Source organism: Rhodococcus sp. 15-649-2-2, assembly GCF_002258645.1.
Classification (GTDB): Bacteria; Actinomycetota; Actinomycetes; order Mycobacteriales; family Mycobacteriaceae; genus Rhodococcoides.
The window spans coordinates 105,654-121,915 of record NZ_NPFM01000002.1; the positions used below are offsets into that span (position 1 = coordinate 105,654).

At 62.5% G+C, this 16,262-nt stretch carries 16 protein-coding genes; 3 read left to right on the forward strand and 13 right to left on the reverse strand.

Annotated features, from left to right (window positions below; translation table 11 throughout):
• From CH305_RS01245 to CH305_RS01275, 7 genes are all read right to left on the reverse strand, one after another.
• Complete coding sequence (locus tag CH305_RS01245; RefSeq protein ID WP_230596191.1) at window positions 1–1,611, reverse strand: class I adenylate-forming enzyme family protein; 1,611 nt, start codon at window positions 1,609–1,611, stop codon at window positions 1–3.
• Window positions 1,612–1,613: 2 nt separating this feature from the next.
• Complete coding sequence (locus CH305_RS01250; RefSeq protein WP_094670089.1) at window positions 1,614–2,387, reverse strand: SDR family oxidoreductase; 774 nt, start codon at window positions 2,385–2,387, stop codon at window positions 1,614–1,616.
• A gap of 63 nt (window positions 2,388–2,450) precedes the next feature.
• Entirely contained in the window at window positions 2,451–3,218 is a 768-nt protein-coding gene (locus tag CH305_RS01255; protein WP_037189075.1) for an SDR family NAD(P)-dependent oxidoreductase, read from the reverse strand.
• Between the two features lie 98 nt (window positions 3,219–3,316).
• Window positions 3,317–3,658, reverse strand: coding sequence for a carboxymuconolactone decarboxylase family protein (locus CH305_RS01260; protein ID WP_037189158.1), 342 nt, complete (start codon window positions 3,656–3,658; stop codon window positions 3,317–3,319).
• Window positions 3,659–3,663: 5 nt separating this feature from the next.
• Window positions 3,664–4,506, reverse strand: a complete 843-nt coding sequence (locus tag CH305_RS01265; protein ID WP_230596190.1) for an aspartate/glutamate racemase family protein — start codon at window positions 4,504–4,506, stop codon at window positions 3,664–3,666.
• Window position 4,507: 1 nt separating this feature from the next.
• A complete protein-coding gene (locus CH305_RS01270; RefSeq protein ID WP_094670087.1) occupies window positions 4,508–5,719 on the reverse strand; it encodes an acetyl-CoA C-acetyltransferase in 1,212 nt (403 codons plus the stop codon).
• Between the two features lie 18 nt (window positions 5,720–5,737).
• A complete protein-coding gene (locus tag CH305_RS01275; RefSeq protein ID WP_037189073.1) occupies window positions 5,738–6,481 on the reverse strand; it encodes an SDR family NAD(P)-dependent oxidoreductase in 744 nt (247 codons plus the stop codon).
• 62 nt (window positions 6,482–6,543) lie between these two features.
• Here CH305_RS01275 and CH305_RS01280 point away from each other — a divergent pair, with 62 nt between their 5' ends.
• Window positions 6,544–7,734, forward strand: coding sequence for an acyl-CoA dehydrogenase family protein (locus tag CH305_RS01280; RefSeq protein WP_037189072.1), 1,191 nt, complete (start codon window positions 6,544–6,546; stop codon window positions 7,732–7,734).
• 115 nt (window positions 7,735–7,849) lie between these two features.
• On the opposite strand, the gene CH305_RS01285 is transcribed toward CH305_RS01280, so the two are convergent.
• A complete protein-coding gene (locus tag CH305_RS01285; RefSeq protein WP_037189071.1) occupies window positions 7,850–8,272 on the reverse strand; it encodes a universal stress protein in 423 nt (140 codons plus the stop codon).
• A 55-nt stretch (window positions 8,273–8,327) separates the two neighbouring features.
• A complete protein-coding gene (locus CH305_RS01290) occupies window positions 8,328–9,071 on the reverse strand; it encodes an SDR family oxidoreductase (protein WP_037189070.1) in 744 nt (247 codons plus the stop codon).
• A 204-nt stretch (window positions 9,072–9,275) separates the two neighbouring features.
• Between CH305_RS01290 and CH305_RS01295 the strand changes: the two genes are divergently transcribed.
• Window positions 9,276–10,703: an aldehyde dehydrogenase family protein gene (locus tag CH305_RS01295; protein ID WP_037189069.1), complete on the forward strand. Its 1,428-nt coding sequence runs from the start codon at window positions 9,276–9,278 to the stop codon at window positions 10,701–10,703.
• Between the two features lie 4 nt (window positions 10,704–10,707).
• Here CH305_RS01295 and CH305_RS01300 read toward each other — a convergent pair whose 3' ends face one another.
• The 3 genes from CH305_RS01300 to CH305_RS01310 form a co-directional block, all read right to left on the reverse strand.
• On the reverse strand, window positions 10,708–12,111 hold the full coding sequence (locus CH305_RS01300; RefSeq protein WP_094702185.1) for an MFS transporter: 1,404 nt from the start codon (window positions 12,109–12,111) through the stop codon (window positions 10,708–10,710).
• 13 nt (window positions 12,112–12,124) lie between these two features.
• Entirely contained in the window at window positions 12,125–13,519 is a 1,395-nt protein-coding gene (locus CH305_RS01305; RefSeq protein WP_256983440.1) for an MFS transporter, read from the reverse strand.
• A 358-nt stretch (window positions 13,520–13,877) separates the two neighbouring features.
• The gene (locus CH305_RS01310) at window positions 13,878–14,534 is read right to left on the reverse strand and encodes a DedA family protein (protein ID WP_037189066.1); all 657 of its coding nucleotides are present in this window, start codon (window positions 14,532–14,534) and stop codon (window positions 13,878–13,880) included.
• 289 nt (window positions 14,535–14,823) lie between these two features.
• On the opposite strand from CH305_RS01310, the gene CH305_RS01315 reads away from it, so the two are divergent.
• Window positions 14,824–15,699, forward strand: coding sequence for a helix-turn-helix transcriptional regulator (locus CH305_RS01315; protein WP_094702187.1), 876 nt, complete (start codon window positions 14,824–14,826; stop codon window positions 15,697–15,699).
• Between the two features lie 175 nt (window positions 15,700–15,874).
• On the opposite strand, the gene CH305_RS01320 is transcribed toward CH305_RS01315, so the two are convergent.
• Window positions 15,875–16,231, reverse strand: a complete 357-nt coding sequence (locus tag CH305_RS01320) for a cyclophilin-like fold protein (protein WP_256983441.1) — start codon at window positions 16,229–16,231, stop codon at window positions 15,875–15,877.
• Window positions 16,232–16,262 lie beyond the last annotated feature (31 nt).

Here is a 16,262-nt window from a genome sequence, read left to right on the forward strand (position 1 = left end):
TCATTTCTCCACTCTGGTCACGTTGGCCGGCACACCGCTCGGGTCCGCAACCCACGACTGCACGATCTTCTTGATGTCGCCTCGCGCGATCTTCGACTCTCCCGAGGCGCGTGGAATGGGATCCGGTGACACGAATATGTGACCAGGCCGCTTGAATCCGGCGAGGTTGTTCTTCAGCCACGCGTCGAGGTCGGCGCCGACGGACTCCCAGGGCTCGGACAGGTGCACGTATGCCGCCGGAGTCTCCCCCCACTTCGCGTCGGGAACACCGACCACCACGGCTTCGCGGACGGCTGCGTGCTTCTCGAAAGCCCGCTCGATCTCCACCGGTTGAATGTTCGTACCACCGGTGATGATCGTTTCGCTCGCGCGACCGACGATGTAGATGCGCCCCGACTCGTCGAGGTGACCGAGATCGGAAGTGCGCCACCACCCGTCGGGAAGCAACCGTTCGGCGTGCTCGTCCTCGGAGCCGAGCAGTGTGCTCGCGACGCTCGGTGTCCTGATCACCAGTTCGCCGTCGACACCCGGTTCAGGACTGTCGAGGACCACGCCGTCGGTGTAGACGGAGAACTCCACACCGGGAACCGGCCGCCCGATCGACGCCCAGAGTTCGCGCTGCTTCATGTCGGTCCGCGACAGCAGCGTCGTCGATGCGGGCGCTTCCGTCTGGCCCCAGCACTGAATCAACGCGTCGGTGTGTTCCCCCACCACCTCGAGCGCGGGCAGAGCCGCCGGCTCACCAGCGAGCATGAGGCAACTGAGCGACGACCCTCGCAGTGCGGCCAGTCCTGCGAGCGTGCTCATGCGTCGCAGCATCGTCGGGACCGCGAACATCCAGGTGATCCCTCGCCCGACGATCACATCGAGCATCTGCTCCGCATCGAAGCGGTCCATGAACACGTTGGTGCCGCCGCAGAGCAGGGTGGGCAGAACGCTCCAGCCACCGGCGTACACCAGCGGCGCAACTTGCAGCGTTCGCGGCCTGTCGACCGGTCCACTGCTGCTCATCACCCAGGTGTTCCCGAGGATCGCCGCACGAGCACCTCGATGAGAGATGGCTATCCCCTTGGGTTTTCCGGTGGAGCCGGAGCTGAAGCGAATGTGATAAAGGTCGTCGGGACCGGTCGCGGCCTGTACGGATGTCGGTGCGCCGCCTGCGACGATCCCGGCGAACATCAGCCATCCGTCCCGTGGCCCGATGTGCACTCGCAGGATGTCGGCGCCGTCGAGAACCTCGTCGAGTACGGCAGACGATGCGTCGTCGGCCACGACAAGACGAACGTCCGCCAATTCGATGCACCGACGGAGCTCGTTCGGAGCGAACCGATGATTGAGGGGAACTTTGACGAGTCCTGCTTTGAGCAAAGCGAATTCGAGCACCACGTACTCGACGTGGTTCTGCGCCACGTATGCGACGCGACTGCCCGGCGTCAGGCCGAGGCCTATAAAGGCGTTGGCCAAGCGGTTCGACGAGAGCACTAGTTCGGCGATGGTCAACCGATGCTGTCCGGCAATGTCTTCCGCAGCCACCTCGTGCCCGGGGCGACGTTGGATCTGACTCATCAACTGGACGACGGTCTGGGCGACCGCCGGTGACTGCGCACTCATCATCAACCTTGGCCGAAGCCGATTGGCATGGTCGCCAGTGACAGCCCGCCGTCGACCACGATGGTCTGGCCGTTGATGACAGCGCTCTGGGGAGAGCACAGGAACGCCATGACCTCGGCGACCTCGGCCGGTGTCGGGTACGCACCCGACGGGGTCTGCGCGAGCCACTGCTTCGCGTAATCGTCCCACGCGTCGCCTGCGTAGTAACGGAAGGAGTCGGTGTCGATCGGTCCTGGGCAGACTCCGATCGTGCTCACCCCGTTGGCGGCCAACTCGATCGCAAGGTACTTCACGATCGTCTCCATCGCAGCCTTGGCCGCGCCGAGGAGGCCGTGTCCCGGGAGGACGCGGAAGCTGTCCCAACCGCTGACAGCCATGACGCGACCGCCACGGTTCATGTGTGGCAGAGCCAGTCGAACCAGGTCGAGGAAGCCCTGCACCGTGATGCCCATGGTCTTCTCGATGTGACGTCCGTGAATGTCCATCAGCGGCTTGAACGCGCTGGCTGCGGCGTTGGCCACGACGACGTCGAGGGAGCCGAAGCGGTCGACCGCGTGTCCGATCATGGCCTCGACGGCGGCAGTGTCGGACACGTCCGCCTGCACAGCGAGTGCCTTTCCTCCCGCCGCTTCGATGGCATCGACGGTCTGGCTCGCGGCCTCGGTGTCGCGGCGGTAGTTGACGACGATGTTTGCGCCTTCACCGGCGAGACGCAACGCGAGTTGCTGCCCCATTCCGCGGGAACCGCCGGTGATCAGGACCGTTTTGTCACGCATGGGGTGAACGACCTCTCGGTGTCGGATTGGAGAAACTCGTGATCGGAATGGCAAGGCGGCGCGTCATGAGCCCATCGTCAATCCTCCGCCGACGCACAGGGTCTGCCCGGTGACGTAGCTGGCACCGTCGCCCGCGAGATATGCGATCGCAGCGGCGATTTCGGACGGCTCACCCGCTCGACGCATCGGCACGCCCCTCAGAATGCTGCCCAGCACCCCACCGTCCGCGCCGTCACCGGATACCAGACCTTGCTCCTCGAGCAGGGGGGTGGCGGTGATACCCGGTGCCACTGCGTTGACGCGGATCCCGAAGCGGGCCCACTCACGAGCGAGCGACTTGACCAACGCGATGATGCCGGCTTTGGCCGCCGAGTAGACGGCTTCGCCGGAGGTGCCGACCGTGCCTGCTTCGGACGAGGTCAGCACGATGCTTCCGCCGCTGTCCTTCATCACGCGACCCGCGGCCGCCGACAGGTAGATCGCCGACATCAGGTTCACGTCGATGATGCGACGCCAGTAGTCCGGAGACTCGTCGAGGAACTTCGTGATCGCCGTCCACCCGACGGTGGAGACGACAGTATCCAGATGCCCGACGGCCTCGACGGCGGCCGCGACCAGTGCGTCGCAGGCCTCCGGGTCGGTCGCGTTCCACGACTGTCCCAGGTCGATGATCCCGTCCACTTCGGCGGCGAGTGCTGCCACCGACTGCGCATTGAGATCCGCCGCGACGACGCGAACTCCCGCGCCCGCCAATTCGATGGCGCTCGCGCGTCCGATTCCGGATCCCGCTCCCATCACCAGCGCGGTGCGGGTGCCATTACGTTCTGTCATCGACGATTCTCCTGTAGAACTCGAATACGCTGGTCGGTCGTGGTCGCGGTCACACGCAAAAATATCATGATGCGTATTGTCTGACAATACTATTGCTGTTAATCAGCGAGTTCGTCGTGCGCCCACGACAGGGCCTCCACCACAGGTACGAGGCCGAGGCTCGTGCCGAGTTGGAGGATGACGATCTGTTCTATCTCCTCCAGCGTCGCGCCTGCATCCTTCGCGCGCGTGCAATGCACGCGGAAGCCTCCCTCGTTCCGCGTGACAGCAAAGCCCACCAGCAGACTGAACTCCCGCTGTTTCGGTTCGAGAGTGCCGTACGCGTCGGCGGCCACGCGCAGACCACGGAAGGCATCGGCAACGTCCGGCGCGGTTTCGCGAAGACGGTCCAGATTGGAGACGAACACATCCTGCTTGCTCAACGGGTAACGCACGTCCATCGAATTCACTCCTCTGTTCGTTGTGTGGCGGGGTCGGAACGGTCGATCGATCGCTTCAGGGCAGGCACGTTGTAGCCATCGGCGTATTCGGCGGCAGATTCCTGGATCGACGCTTGGGGTGCCCGCGCGTACAGCCTGCGGCGACTGACGAAAGTGCCTGCCTGCCGGTGTATTCGGACAGCCGACTCGACTGCGGTCACGAGCGAGACGGTTCCGTCGAGGAGCGGTGCACCGTCGACGTCGCGGATCCCCACTGCATTGAGGAACGCGGTCAGGCGACCACCCGCGGGGATGACCACCTCTGCCCCTTTGTCGAGGGACGCTCGCGCCGCCGCGACGAAGGAGTCGATCGCTTTCTGGCGCTTGCTGTCATCGGAGAAGCACGCATCGAGTTCGTGCGGAGTCAGGCCCATGCATTCGATGCTCGCGAGCCGGTCGCGCAATCCGTATCTGGCGACGTTCTCCTCGAAGCGACCGCCGAAGTAGGGATTGACTCCTACGAGCGAGAACTGACTGCCCATCATGCAGGCCGTCAACATCGAGGTCTCCCCGAGACCCAGCACCGGGATATCGACCATCGACCGTGCCTCGCGAAGCGCCGGATCGAGGATGTTGCCGATCGCCACCGCGTCGAAGCCGTCCTGTTCCGCAGCCACGACGGAGTCGAGGATCGACACCCAGTCGAGTACTTCGAAGAACCGAAAGCTGTCGATGCGACCGACCCGCGTGCCTCGGAGCTCGAACTCGACGTCCGGTGACTTCACCCCGTCGATATAGGTCCGCAGATACGGAAAGTAGTTGGGTGAGTATTTCTCCCGAGACATGCTCAGATACAGGATCTTTGCCACGTCAGACCACCCGCTCGAAGATCGCAGCCAGTCCTTGGCCGCCGCCCATGCACATGGTCTCCATCCCGTATCGCGACTCACGTCGATCCATCTCCCGCAACAGGTTCGCGAGAATACGACCTCCCGTCGCTCCGATTGGGTGGCCGAGCGAGATGCCGGAGCCGTTGACATTGACGCGGTCCAAATCGGCGTTGCTCAATTCCCATCCGCGGAAGCAACCGATCACTTGAGCAGCAAAAGCCTCGTTCAATTCGATTAGATCGATGTCTTTCCAGGACAACGACGCCCGCTCGAGGGCCCGACGTGCCGCCGGAACAGGGCCGATACCCATCAGCTCGGGCTCAACGCCGGCCAGGGACCAGCTCACGAGCCGCGCCAACGGACGCAACCCGAGCTGCTCGGCCTTCCCTGGCGTCGTCACGATCGCTATTGCGGCCGCGTCGTTCTGACCGCTGGAGTTGCCGGCCGTGACCGACGCGCCGGGCAGGGTCGCTCCCATTATCGGTTTCAGCCGCGAGAGTGACTCGATTGTGGTGTCCGGGCGCGGATGCTCGTCTTGGGAGACGATGAGTGGCTCACCTTTCCGACCCGGAACGACTACAGGGATCATCTCGTCCTCGAACAGCCCGGCGTCGATGGCCGCAGCAGCGCGCTGCTGCGACCGCAACGCCCACTCGTCCTGCTGTTCGCGCGTGACAAAGTACTTCGCTGCAACGTTCTCGGCGGTCTCGATCATTCCGCCCCGAACTGGGTACCGCCGCCCTCCAGAATTGCTACGCGGGCTCGCGAGCCGATCACGGAGATCGGGCAGACCGCCTGAGTTCCATCGGGCATTCGGCATGTAGTACTCCGCTTGACTCATACTCTCGGCACCGCCGGCCAGCACCAGATCAGAGCCCCCGGTAGCGACCTGCATGCATGCGTACAGCACAGCCTGGAGACCGGACCCGCAGCGCCGGTCTATCTGTAGACCTGGAACTGACACATCGAGACCGGCGTCGAGTGCTGCAATCCTGCCGATGGCGGCTGCCTCGCCGTTCGGGTAGCCCTGGCCGAAGATGACATCGTCGATATCCTTGGCAGTCAGACCAGTGCGATCGACCAGACCTTTCATCACCGTCGATGCGAGGGACGTCACCGGGACGTCCTTGAAGATGCCTCCGTAGCGGCCCACCGGCGTACGGATCGGCTCGCAGATCACTGCATCGGTCATGCTTGTTCCTTTCACTGTTCAGACGCTCGCTTCTCCGCCGTCAACCGCGATGGTCTGCCCGGTCAGAAAATTCGGTGCCGTGAGCGCCAGGTACGCCACGACGTTGGCGAGTTCGTCCGGCGTGCCCATGCGGTAGGCCGGAATGCGGCGCATGACCTTGGCCATGGCTGCGTCGTCGGCGCGGAGTTCGGCATTGATATCGGTTGCGAAGTAGCCAGGCGCAACGGCATTCATCTGCGCACCGAACCGCGCCCATTCCGCAGCGACGGACCGGGTGAAGTTGATGACGGCACCTTTGGACGCGCAGTACGCGGAATATCCAGGCCGGCCAAGCAACCCGAACACCGAAGCTACGTTCACCGCGCGACCGGAGCCAGCCAGAGCGAAACGTCGTCCGGCCTCACGACTGCACAGGAACATGCCGCGGACGTTGGTGTCGAAGATGCGGTCCCATTCGGCCTCGTCGAGATCGACAAGATTGACGCGGTTGGCGATACCCGCGTTGTTCACCAGCACGTCGATCCGGCCGAAGACTCTCTCTGCGTCCTCGAACAGTCCCGCCACGGAGTCGGAATCGGTCACATCCGTCACGCGCACCAGGGCGCGACCGCCCTGCGCTTCGATGGTGGACTTCACGCTTTCCAGCGGCTCGATCGATCTTCCGGCGAGGACAACCGGGGAGCCCTGACGCGCAACCTCCAGCGCTATCGCCTCACCGAGCCCTCGCCCAGCACCAGTAACGACTACTACCGAATTAGACATGCATGTAATATGTCTGACATCTAGTACCTTAGTCAAATGGATTCACAGAGGAGATACAGATCATGAGCCGACTCGCGCGAACAACGGGACTGACTGCAGAGCAGGACGAGATACTCGATGTCGTTCGACGCTTCGTCGAGAAGAAGATCATTCCCGTCGCAACCGAGTTGGAACATGCAGACGAGTATCCGACGGAAATCGTCGAGGGACTCAAGGACTTGGGAATTTTCGGACTCATGATCCCGGAGGAGTACGGCGGCCTCGGCGAGTCACTGCTGACCTATGCACTGGTGGTCGAAGAGATTGCCCGTGGCTGGATGAGCGTGTCAGGTGTCATCAACACCCACTTCATCGTGGCGTACATGTTGACTCAGCACGGCACCGAGGAACAGAAGCAGCGCTACCTGCCGCGGATGGCCACCGGCGAGGTTCGCGGCGCGTTCTCGATGTCCGAGCCCGGGCTCGGTTCGGACGTGGCGGCCATCTCCACCAAGGCCAAGCGGACGGCCGAGGGATACGAGATCACCGGGCAGAAGATGTGGCTGACCAACGGCGGCTCTTCGAATCTCGTTGCCGTGCTGTGCAAGACGGAAGACGGCTCCGACTCGGTCTACAGGAACATGACGACGTTCCTGGTGGAGAAGGAACCCGGATTCGGCGAGACCGCACAGGGCGTGACCATCCCCGGCAAGATCGACAAGATGGGCTACAAGGGCATCGACACCACCGAGATGATCCTCGATCACCATCGGGTGGACGAAACTCAGGTGCTGGGCGGCGACACCGGGAAGGGCTTCTATCAGATGATGGACGGCGTCGAGGTGGGACGCGTCAATGTGGGCGCGCGCGCAGTGGGAATCGCCAATCGCGCGTTCGAGTTGGGCGTCAAATACGCCCAGCAGCGCGAGACCTTCGGCAAACCGATCGCCCAACACCAGGCGATCTTGTTCCGCATCGCCGAGATGGCCACCAAGGTCGAGACCGCACACTCGATGGTGGTGCGTGCGGCTCGACTGAAAGATGCCGGAGAGCGGATGGACGTCGAAGCAGGAATGGCGAAGATGGTGGCCAGCGAATACTGCAATGAGGTCGTTCAGGCCTCGTTCCGCATTCACGGTGGCTACGGATACTCGAAGGAGTACGAGATCGAAAGGCTCTACCGCGAAGCGGCTTTCATGTTAATCGGTGAGGGCACGACGGACATCCAGAAGATCATCATCGGGCGCGCGATGCTCGCCGAGTACAAGATCTGACGCCGGTCGCGGCGGAACGATTGTGATCGTTCCGCCGTGCGGCTGGGTGAGCACATGCAGAACTGGACGTGGCCCTCGCGGGTCACGTCCAGTTCTGCTCGAATGCGGTGCCGCGTCAGACGGTCTTCGCGATGTACACGTCACAGGGGGCATGCGCGGCAACGGCACTGGCGACACTGCCGAGGACCCGTGCCAGACCCTGAGTTCGTCGATTTCCCACGACGATCAATTCGGCGTCGAGCCGGGTGGCCTCGTCGACCAGTGCAACCGCGGGACGGCCCTGCACCACGGACGTCGTCACACGCGGGGCAATGACTCGAAGCGCGACGGCTGCGTCACCGACGATCGCCTCCGCGAATTCACCCGACGTCACGAGCGACGATCCGGGCCTGTCGGGGAATTCCTTCACAGCGCCGCTGTCGACGGCGTTCACGAGATGAAGTCTCGCTCCTAGGCTGTGTGCGATCTCGGCCGCCCGGCGGGCCGCTCGCATCGAGGCGTCGCCACCGTCCACTCCGACAACGATGATGCTTACCACGGTCGCTCCTGATTCTGACCAGCTAAAGGTCGATTGATGAAAGGTGTTGCAGCGGTTACATTCCGCCGTCGACCGCGATGTCCTGGCCGGTGATCATGTCGGCCTGCGGTGTGGACAGGAAGACGGCGAGGTTGGCGATGTCGACCGCAGCGATCCGACGTTTCATGCTCTGGTTCTCGATCACCCAGTCGTGGTATTCCTGCTGCTTGTCGCCACGGTCGCGGTATTCGGCATCCGAGAGGACGGCACCCGGCGAGATGCCGTTCACGTTGATGAGGTAATCACCCAGTTCGCGGGCCATGCCCTTGATGAGTCCGTACATTGCACCCTTGGACGCGATATACGGCACGTAGCCGGTCCACCGACCCGTGAGGGTGAGGGACGTGATGTTGACGATCTTGCCGTAATTCTTGGCCTTCATGTGCTCAGAGCACACGCGCGACAACACGAATACAGCCGAGGAGTTGACCCTCACCTGATCCTCGTACTCCTTGATGGTGAACTCGGCGTGCGGCTTGAAGATCACCAGCGCGGCGTTGTTGACCAGTACGTCGACCCCGCCGATCTCGTCGGCCAGGGCCTTGACCGAGGTCTCGATGCCGGCCAGGTCAGCGAGATCGCACCCGAAGTAGCGGATGCCCTCGCCGATACCGTCGAGCGTCTTCTGCGCATCGGGTGCGTCGGGACGATCCAACGCGATGACGGTGGCCCCCTCCTCGACATACCGGCCCACAAGAGCCTGGCCGATGGTGCCCAGAGCGCCCGTGATCAAGACGTTCTTGCCTGTCAGTGAACCCACGATTCTTCCTTACGTCGTTCTGTGCCTGAAGCCGCCGATCAGTGAGTTCGGCGTCCGGGTGGTCATGCTGTATAATGTCAGACAGTTATACCTACGTCAATAAGCGCGCCGCCGCCCGCCGATCTTGGCGTTCAAATACAGGATAGGTTACGGTCTTACATTTGACGTCCAGTTTCGATTTTGGCACACGCACGGAGGCTTGAAGTGGAACATTTCGGACAGCTCTACGTCGGTGGTCAATGGATCGCACCCAGCGGTGACGGCACCCGCACTCTGGTCGATCCGACGTCCGAGGAACCGTGGGCCACCGTGGCCTCCGGAGGTGGGGTTGCCGATGTCGATCACGCCGTGGCAGAAGCGAAACGCGCGTTCGCGAGCTTCTCCAAGACCACCGTCGACGAACGCATCGCATTGATCGATCGAATCATCGCCGCGTACGAGCGCCGCGAGCCACAACTCGCTCAGCTGATCGCCCAGGAGGTGGGTGTTCCGGTCTCCTTCAAGGCGCAGGTGACCGGGCCCGCGGGGCACATGAAGGTTGCTCGCGACCTCATCCGCGGCTACTCGTTCCAGCACGAGTTGGCCGACACCCTCGTCAGGCGCGAGGCCATCGGTGTCTGCGCTCTGATCTCACCGTGGAACTGGCCTATCCAGACGTCGGTCATCAAAGTGATCTACGGAATCGCCGCCGGCTGCACGATGGTGCTGAAGCCGTCGGACGCCTCTCCCGCGTCCGGTGTCGCGCTGGCCGAGATCATGCACGAGGCCGAAACGCCTCCCGGTGTTTTCAACCTGATCGTCGGTCGAGGAAGCGTCGTGGGCGATGCCCTTTCGCGCCACCCCGATGTCGACATGGTCTCGTTCACCGGTTCGACCGGCGCCGGCGTCAAGGTCGGCGAGTCGGCGGCTCGCACCATCAAGCGCGTCTGCCTCGAACTCGGCGGCAAATCGGCGAACATCGTCCTAACCGACGGTGACCTGGAGAAGGCTGCGCGGTGGAACGTACAGCGGGGCTTCTCCAACAGCGGCCAGTCATGCCACGCACCGAGCCGGCTTCTCGTGCACGAGTCGCAGGTGAAGGACATCATCCCGTTCATCACGGACGAGATCGGTCGGATGCGCCTCGGCGACCCCCGAGACCCTGCCACGACCCACGGTCCGCTCGTGCACGCCCAGCAATACAACAGCGTGCAGAACCACATCGAGACAGGCCTGAACGAGGGCGGAAGTCTGGTCGCCGGCGGCTTGGGCAGAGCAGACGGCTTCGATCGTGGATTTTTCTGCAAGCCAACCGTTCTCGCGGACGTGGATCGCGAGATGACCCTTGCCAAGGAAGAAATCTTCGGCCCGGTGCTCGTCGTCATGCCGTACCGAACCGAAGCGGAGGCACTCGACATCGCGAACGATTCGATCTTCGGCCTCGGCGGCTACGTCTTCAGCGAGAACCGCGACCGCGGTTACGAATTCGCCTGTGGAATCCGTGCGGGACGGGTGTCGTTCAACGGCGCGAACACCAATTCGGTGACGCCCATGGGCGGCTACAAGCAGTCCGGTATCGGTAGGTCGATGGGCGAGTACGGTCTCGAGGAGTACCTCGAGGTCAAGTCCATCTACGGCTTCGACGGAGAATGACACCTCACTCGCGGGGAATGCGTTCCCCGCGAGTGAGGCTCCTGGTGACCGCAACACCGAAGAGAAGTACGAGCGAGATCGCGACGACCACCCAACCGGTGTGACGAATGCCGTCGTCCCCCACGCTGGGGCCCGCGGTGAACTGCAGAACCACGGCGGCCAGGTTCGCTCCCAGGAATTGCACCGTGCGATACATCCCCATGGCGGTTCCGACTTCCTCGAGGGAAGTCGCGGAGTTGACCATGTTCTGGTTGCTCAGGTTGTTGAACCCGCTCGGAACGCCGAGGACTGCGGCGACCAGCAGCACCACGACGATGGGTGCCGTCGTCCGTTCCACGATCGCCAGGAGCAGTCCCCCTGCGGTCAACGCGACTGACCCGACCGTGAGCGTGATTCGAGGACCGCACCGCCGTAACACTTTCGAGGCGACGTACGTCGACAAGATTCCCACCGCGGCGACCGGCAACATCGTGAGGCCGGTCTGAGTCGCGCTCATGCCACGTTGGTATTGCAACCACTGGGGAACCGAGAAGAACACCGAATAGAACGCGACGTAGGTGAGCAATGTTCGGACCAACGTGGCGCTCAACGAACGATTGTGGGCCAGCGCCCGCACATCGATGAAGGGCTCATCGGTATGCCATTCTCGGACGACGAAAAGGACCAGGGCGATCGCCGGAACAGCGAGCAGGAACCACGGCGGCGATCCCCCGGCCGAAAGCAGGAACATCATGGTGGTGGATGTGAGCACGACGAACAGGCCGACTCCGAGCAGATCCAGCGAACGAAGCAGGCTGCGTCGCGAATCACTTTGTCGTGCTGTCGAATCCGGAGCGACGTAGCGAAGTACTGCAGCTCCGCTGAGGGCTATGACCGGCAGGTTGATCCATAGGATCGATTGCCAGCCGAACGTTCCGACCAGCAGTCCGCCCACAGTGGGACCGAGGGCCGCAACGGATTGACTGCACAGGACGAGCGTCAACAACGCCGATTTCGGATCGCTCCGGTGACGATCGGCGTAGTCGCGAATGATCGTCATCGCGTTCGGAAAGTGGGTGGCCATCCCGATTCCGAGCAGTACATACGCGGCGATGAGCCAGTTGATATCGGGCGCGAAGGACCCTACGACCGTCGCGACGCCGACGATCCCCAGACCCATCAAATAGATCCTCCGCGCTCCGAAGATCGTGCCGAGCTTTCCGCCGATCGGAGCGGAAACCGCTGTGGCGATATACATCCCGGAGATCAACCAGGATGCTCCCGCCGGCGAACCGAAGTGCGTGACGATAGCGACCATCGCCACCGCGATCATCGACGAGTTCAGCGGCTGTAGCACGCTCGCCGAGGACGCGGAGATACTGACCTTCGCCGGTACCGCCGCCCCGAGGGCTCTCTCTGTAGAACTCATCGAGCGAAGCAACTCACGCTCGATGTACGACCTTCGCCGAATCGGATGCGTCGGTCTCGTCGGTACGCCCCGGCACCGCGGAACTGGGCAGACCGTAGACGGACGACCGCAGATCGGTGTTCTTCGTTTCCGGCACAAGCCACACGCCAACCAGTCCGATGAGGCCGATTCCCGCCATCGCGTAGAAGGCAGGAGCGACCGGATTTCCGGTAGCGCTGATCAGTGCTGCTGCGATGAGCGGCGTGGTGCCACCGAAGAGAGCCACGGAGAGGTTGTACGAGATTCCATGGCCACGGCACCGAAGCGCCGTCGGAAAGATCTCGACCATTCCGGTGAACATCGCCGCTCCGTACATCGACAGGCCTATCGAGAGAAGTGCCTGTCCGACGAATGCGCCGGCTACCGTTCCTGACCCGGCAAGTGCGAACGCGGGATACGCGGCGACGAAGAGCCAGATCGCTCCGGCGTAGTACATCGGTTTGCGTCCGAGCCGATCGCACAGCTTTCCCATGACGGGAAGTAGTGCCGCGAGAACCATGATGGCCGCCATGTTCGAGAGCAACGCACTCGTGGCCGGTATACCTCCATGGCTGACCACGAAGGTGTACATGTAGCCGCTGAGCAGATAAGCGCCGATCGCGTACGGCGGCTGCAACAAGATGACCAGAAGCATGGACTTGCGCGTGCCGAAGGCTCCCCGCATCGCGCCGGACACCGTCCCCGCGTTCTCCGGAGTGTTCATCTTCTCGTACTCCGCTGCGGCCTCGACGAACTCGTCGGGATCCTCCAACGTCCGGCGCAGCACGTAACCTACGACGGCCACGACTCCACCGAGGATGAAGGGGATTCGCCATCCCCACGCTTCGAATGCTTCTTCTCCCAACGCCGACCGAAGGCCGAAGATGATCGCAGCCACCGCGGCCACAGGCCAATACGAGAACGACTTCACCGTCCCCATCCAGGACGCTCGTTTCGTCGCGGGAGCCGACTCCACGATGTAGCTCTCGACGCCTGTCGTCTCGCCTCCGATCGACAGTCCCTGCAGCAATCGACACAAGATCAGAATGAGTGTCGCGGCCAGGCCGATGGACTCGTAGGTGGGAATCATTCCGATGAGCATCGTTCCGACACCCATCAGCACGACGGTCCAGGACAAGACGGCAAGGCGGCCGAACTTGTCACCTACGTACCCGAAGAGTGCGCCGCCGAACGGCCTCGCAACGAATGAAAGTGCATACACGGCAAAGGTTCCCAGGATCGCAGCCGCTGGGTTTCCTGCCGGGAAGAAGTGAATCGCGATGGTCGGTGCCATCAGCGCGTACACCGAGTAATCGAACTGCGTACCGATCTCACCTATCGCCCCGCCGAGCTTCTTTCGACGGTCACTGTCTTTGTGCGACTCGGTCATTCGCTCTCCTTTTGTTCTGCGACGAGAACCCCTGCCGGCTCAGGGCCTCTTTGATTGCGGCACAGATGGGTTCGCGTGATGCAACGGACGGCACATCCAGATACATGCTGTATCACAAGGATCTGTATGTCAATAAGGACGTTAGGTAATTGTCATACGTTTTGCCATCAAGGGTATGAGGCACAGCAGGCGGGGTACAGAAAAGCCCGTGGTCACCCGATATTTGATCGAATACTGGGCGAGCAGGTGGGGTGAAACCGGTCGGACACGGACCGCAATTCGACGCGGCTGCGATTCGACGATCGGCACTGGGCTTCCGTCCACTGAACTGCCGGCATCGCAGTCGTGAGAACACCCTTTACGGGGATGCCGCTACATCGAAGGTCGGTGCCGAATCCATCGGCCCTGCAGAGGGTGTGCGTGCCCGGCGCCGTACGAGTCCCACGCCGTACGTGATGGACATCAGGCCGACACCGGCAGCGATGAAATACGGCGCGACGTTCGGATTGGCACCGACGGTGCTACCCACCACCAGCAAAATGGTCACCCACAACGCCGCGGCGGCAAAATTGCACAGCGCGAAAGTTCGGAACGACATCGGGGAGGCCGCCGCCAACCGCGGACCGAAGGTTCTGGTGCCACCGAACAGATGACTCGCAATGGAGGCGACAGTGGCATGGCGATCGAAACCACTCTGTGCCCGCCTGACAAACTTCGATGAAGACATACTGTTCGGGGGAAGGGGCATCGAACTCGCGCCACCACGACGGCGGCGTAGCAAGAAGGCTGTCTGCGCACCCCCGGACGACGCCACTACCATCACTACTGCCGCAACGATCGGATCCACGCGGCCGAGCCCGACGACCGACCCGACGATGAGCACGGTGCTGGTTCCGGGAAGGACGAGACCCACCAGCAGCGCAGACTCCGCTAACAGGACAACCCCGGCTGCACCGAGAAGATACGGCGCACAGACTCCGGCCAGGCAGGCGAGAACAAGTCCGATATCGGGCACGGGCCCCAACCTTCCAGTTGCGTACGAGTAGCGGAGTACGAGGCATCGAGCGCTACCTCGCAGTGCTGCCGGTTATAGACGTCACCGCACTGGCCAGTCGGAGCGCTCAGCATGGACGGCGGATTTCGAAGACCAATCAATCCACGATGCGCGGGCTGAACCGGTCGGATTTCGTGACGGGAACAGCATTGCACGCGAACCCGAAACATGCGACGTTGCGACGGTGCCCCCGCGAAAGGTGTACAGATAGGGCATCGTTCATTGCCGCAATTGACTCTACGCTCAACCCATGGACAACAAAGCGGAGGTACGGGAGTTTCTGATGACCCGCCGAGCCAAGGTCTCGCCTGAAGATGCGGGCTTGACAGGCGGCGGAAACAGGCGTGTGGCCGGATTGCGACGTAGCGAAGTTGCTGCTCTCGCCGGTCTGTCAGTCGAGTACTACGCCCGCATCGAGCGCGGCGCGATCGGCGGTGCGTCGTCATCCGTACTCGACGCGCTATCGCGCGCACTGCGACTCGACGATACCGAGCACGCACACCTTCTCGATCTTGCGCGTGCTGCGGATGGCGTCCCCACCTCCGGACGCCCGCGCCGAAAGACCGTGCGGGCCGCTGCTCCTCGGATAAGCCTCCAGTGGGCACTGGATTCGATTACCGACGGCGTCGCTTTCGTACGCAATCAGCGACAGGATCTTCTCGCCACGAACAATCTCGGCAAAGCGTTCTACGCGCCGATCATCGGAGACGGTGGGCGGGTTCCAAATCTTGCACGTTTCCAATTTTTGGACCCGGTATCCCGCGAGTTCTATCCCGATTGGGATGCATTTGCTCAAATGTGTGTGTCCATCATGCGAGCCGAAGCCGGACGCGATCCACACGACAAGGGCCTGCAAGACCTGGTGGGTGAGCTCTCCACCCGCGACGAAACTTTCCGAACTCTGTGGGGCGCACATAACGTTCGCTCTCACGGCGCTGGTAAGAAGCGCTTCAACCATCCCATCGTCGGTGAGGTCCACCTCGCCTACGAGGAACTCGTCATCACCGCAGATCCAGGTTCCATCCTGATGGTCTACACAGCGGAGCCAGGTTCTCCGAGCGCGGAACGTCTGCACCTCCTCGGCTCTTGGGCCGCCGAACACAGCCCGAGCAGTAGTCGTTCCTGAGGTAGCTCGTCTCGAAACTGCCCCAATTCGTATCCAGCTCTGCCGCAACGACATCGGATCGGCATAGTCGCCGCCTTGGGCAGTCGTCGAGATGATCGTAGAGAACCGCGTCGTGCACCCGCCCTCCGACTGTAGGACGGGTGCACCGACAGACCTCGTGATGTCAGTGGACGTTTCAGTCCGATCGAGTAACGGTCACCGTCACGCTGCCATCGATCGCGCCGACAATGTCGGGTCCGGTCTCGTCCATGCTCCCCAGGATGACAATCCCTGGGAAGTAGCTCTGGTCACCGTAGTAGAGCACGAAATCGTTTCCCGGGGCGTAGTACCCGATGTCACCCGGATTCGGGTCCGCTCCCGAAGGTGAACCCTCGGTTGTCAATTCGACAGGTAGCGGTCCGGTCTTTTCCACCGAACCGTGATCGGCCATAGTGATTGTCAAAGGAAGCTGAGCCAGCAGGTCGCGGCTCGACGCGCTGTCGTTCAGCGTTCCACTCACCGTTCTGTCGCCTACCTGAATTTCGACGCGCATGGATTCTCCATTCTCTGTCGTGACGCTCTCC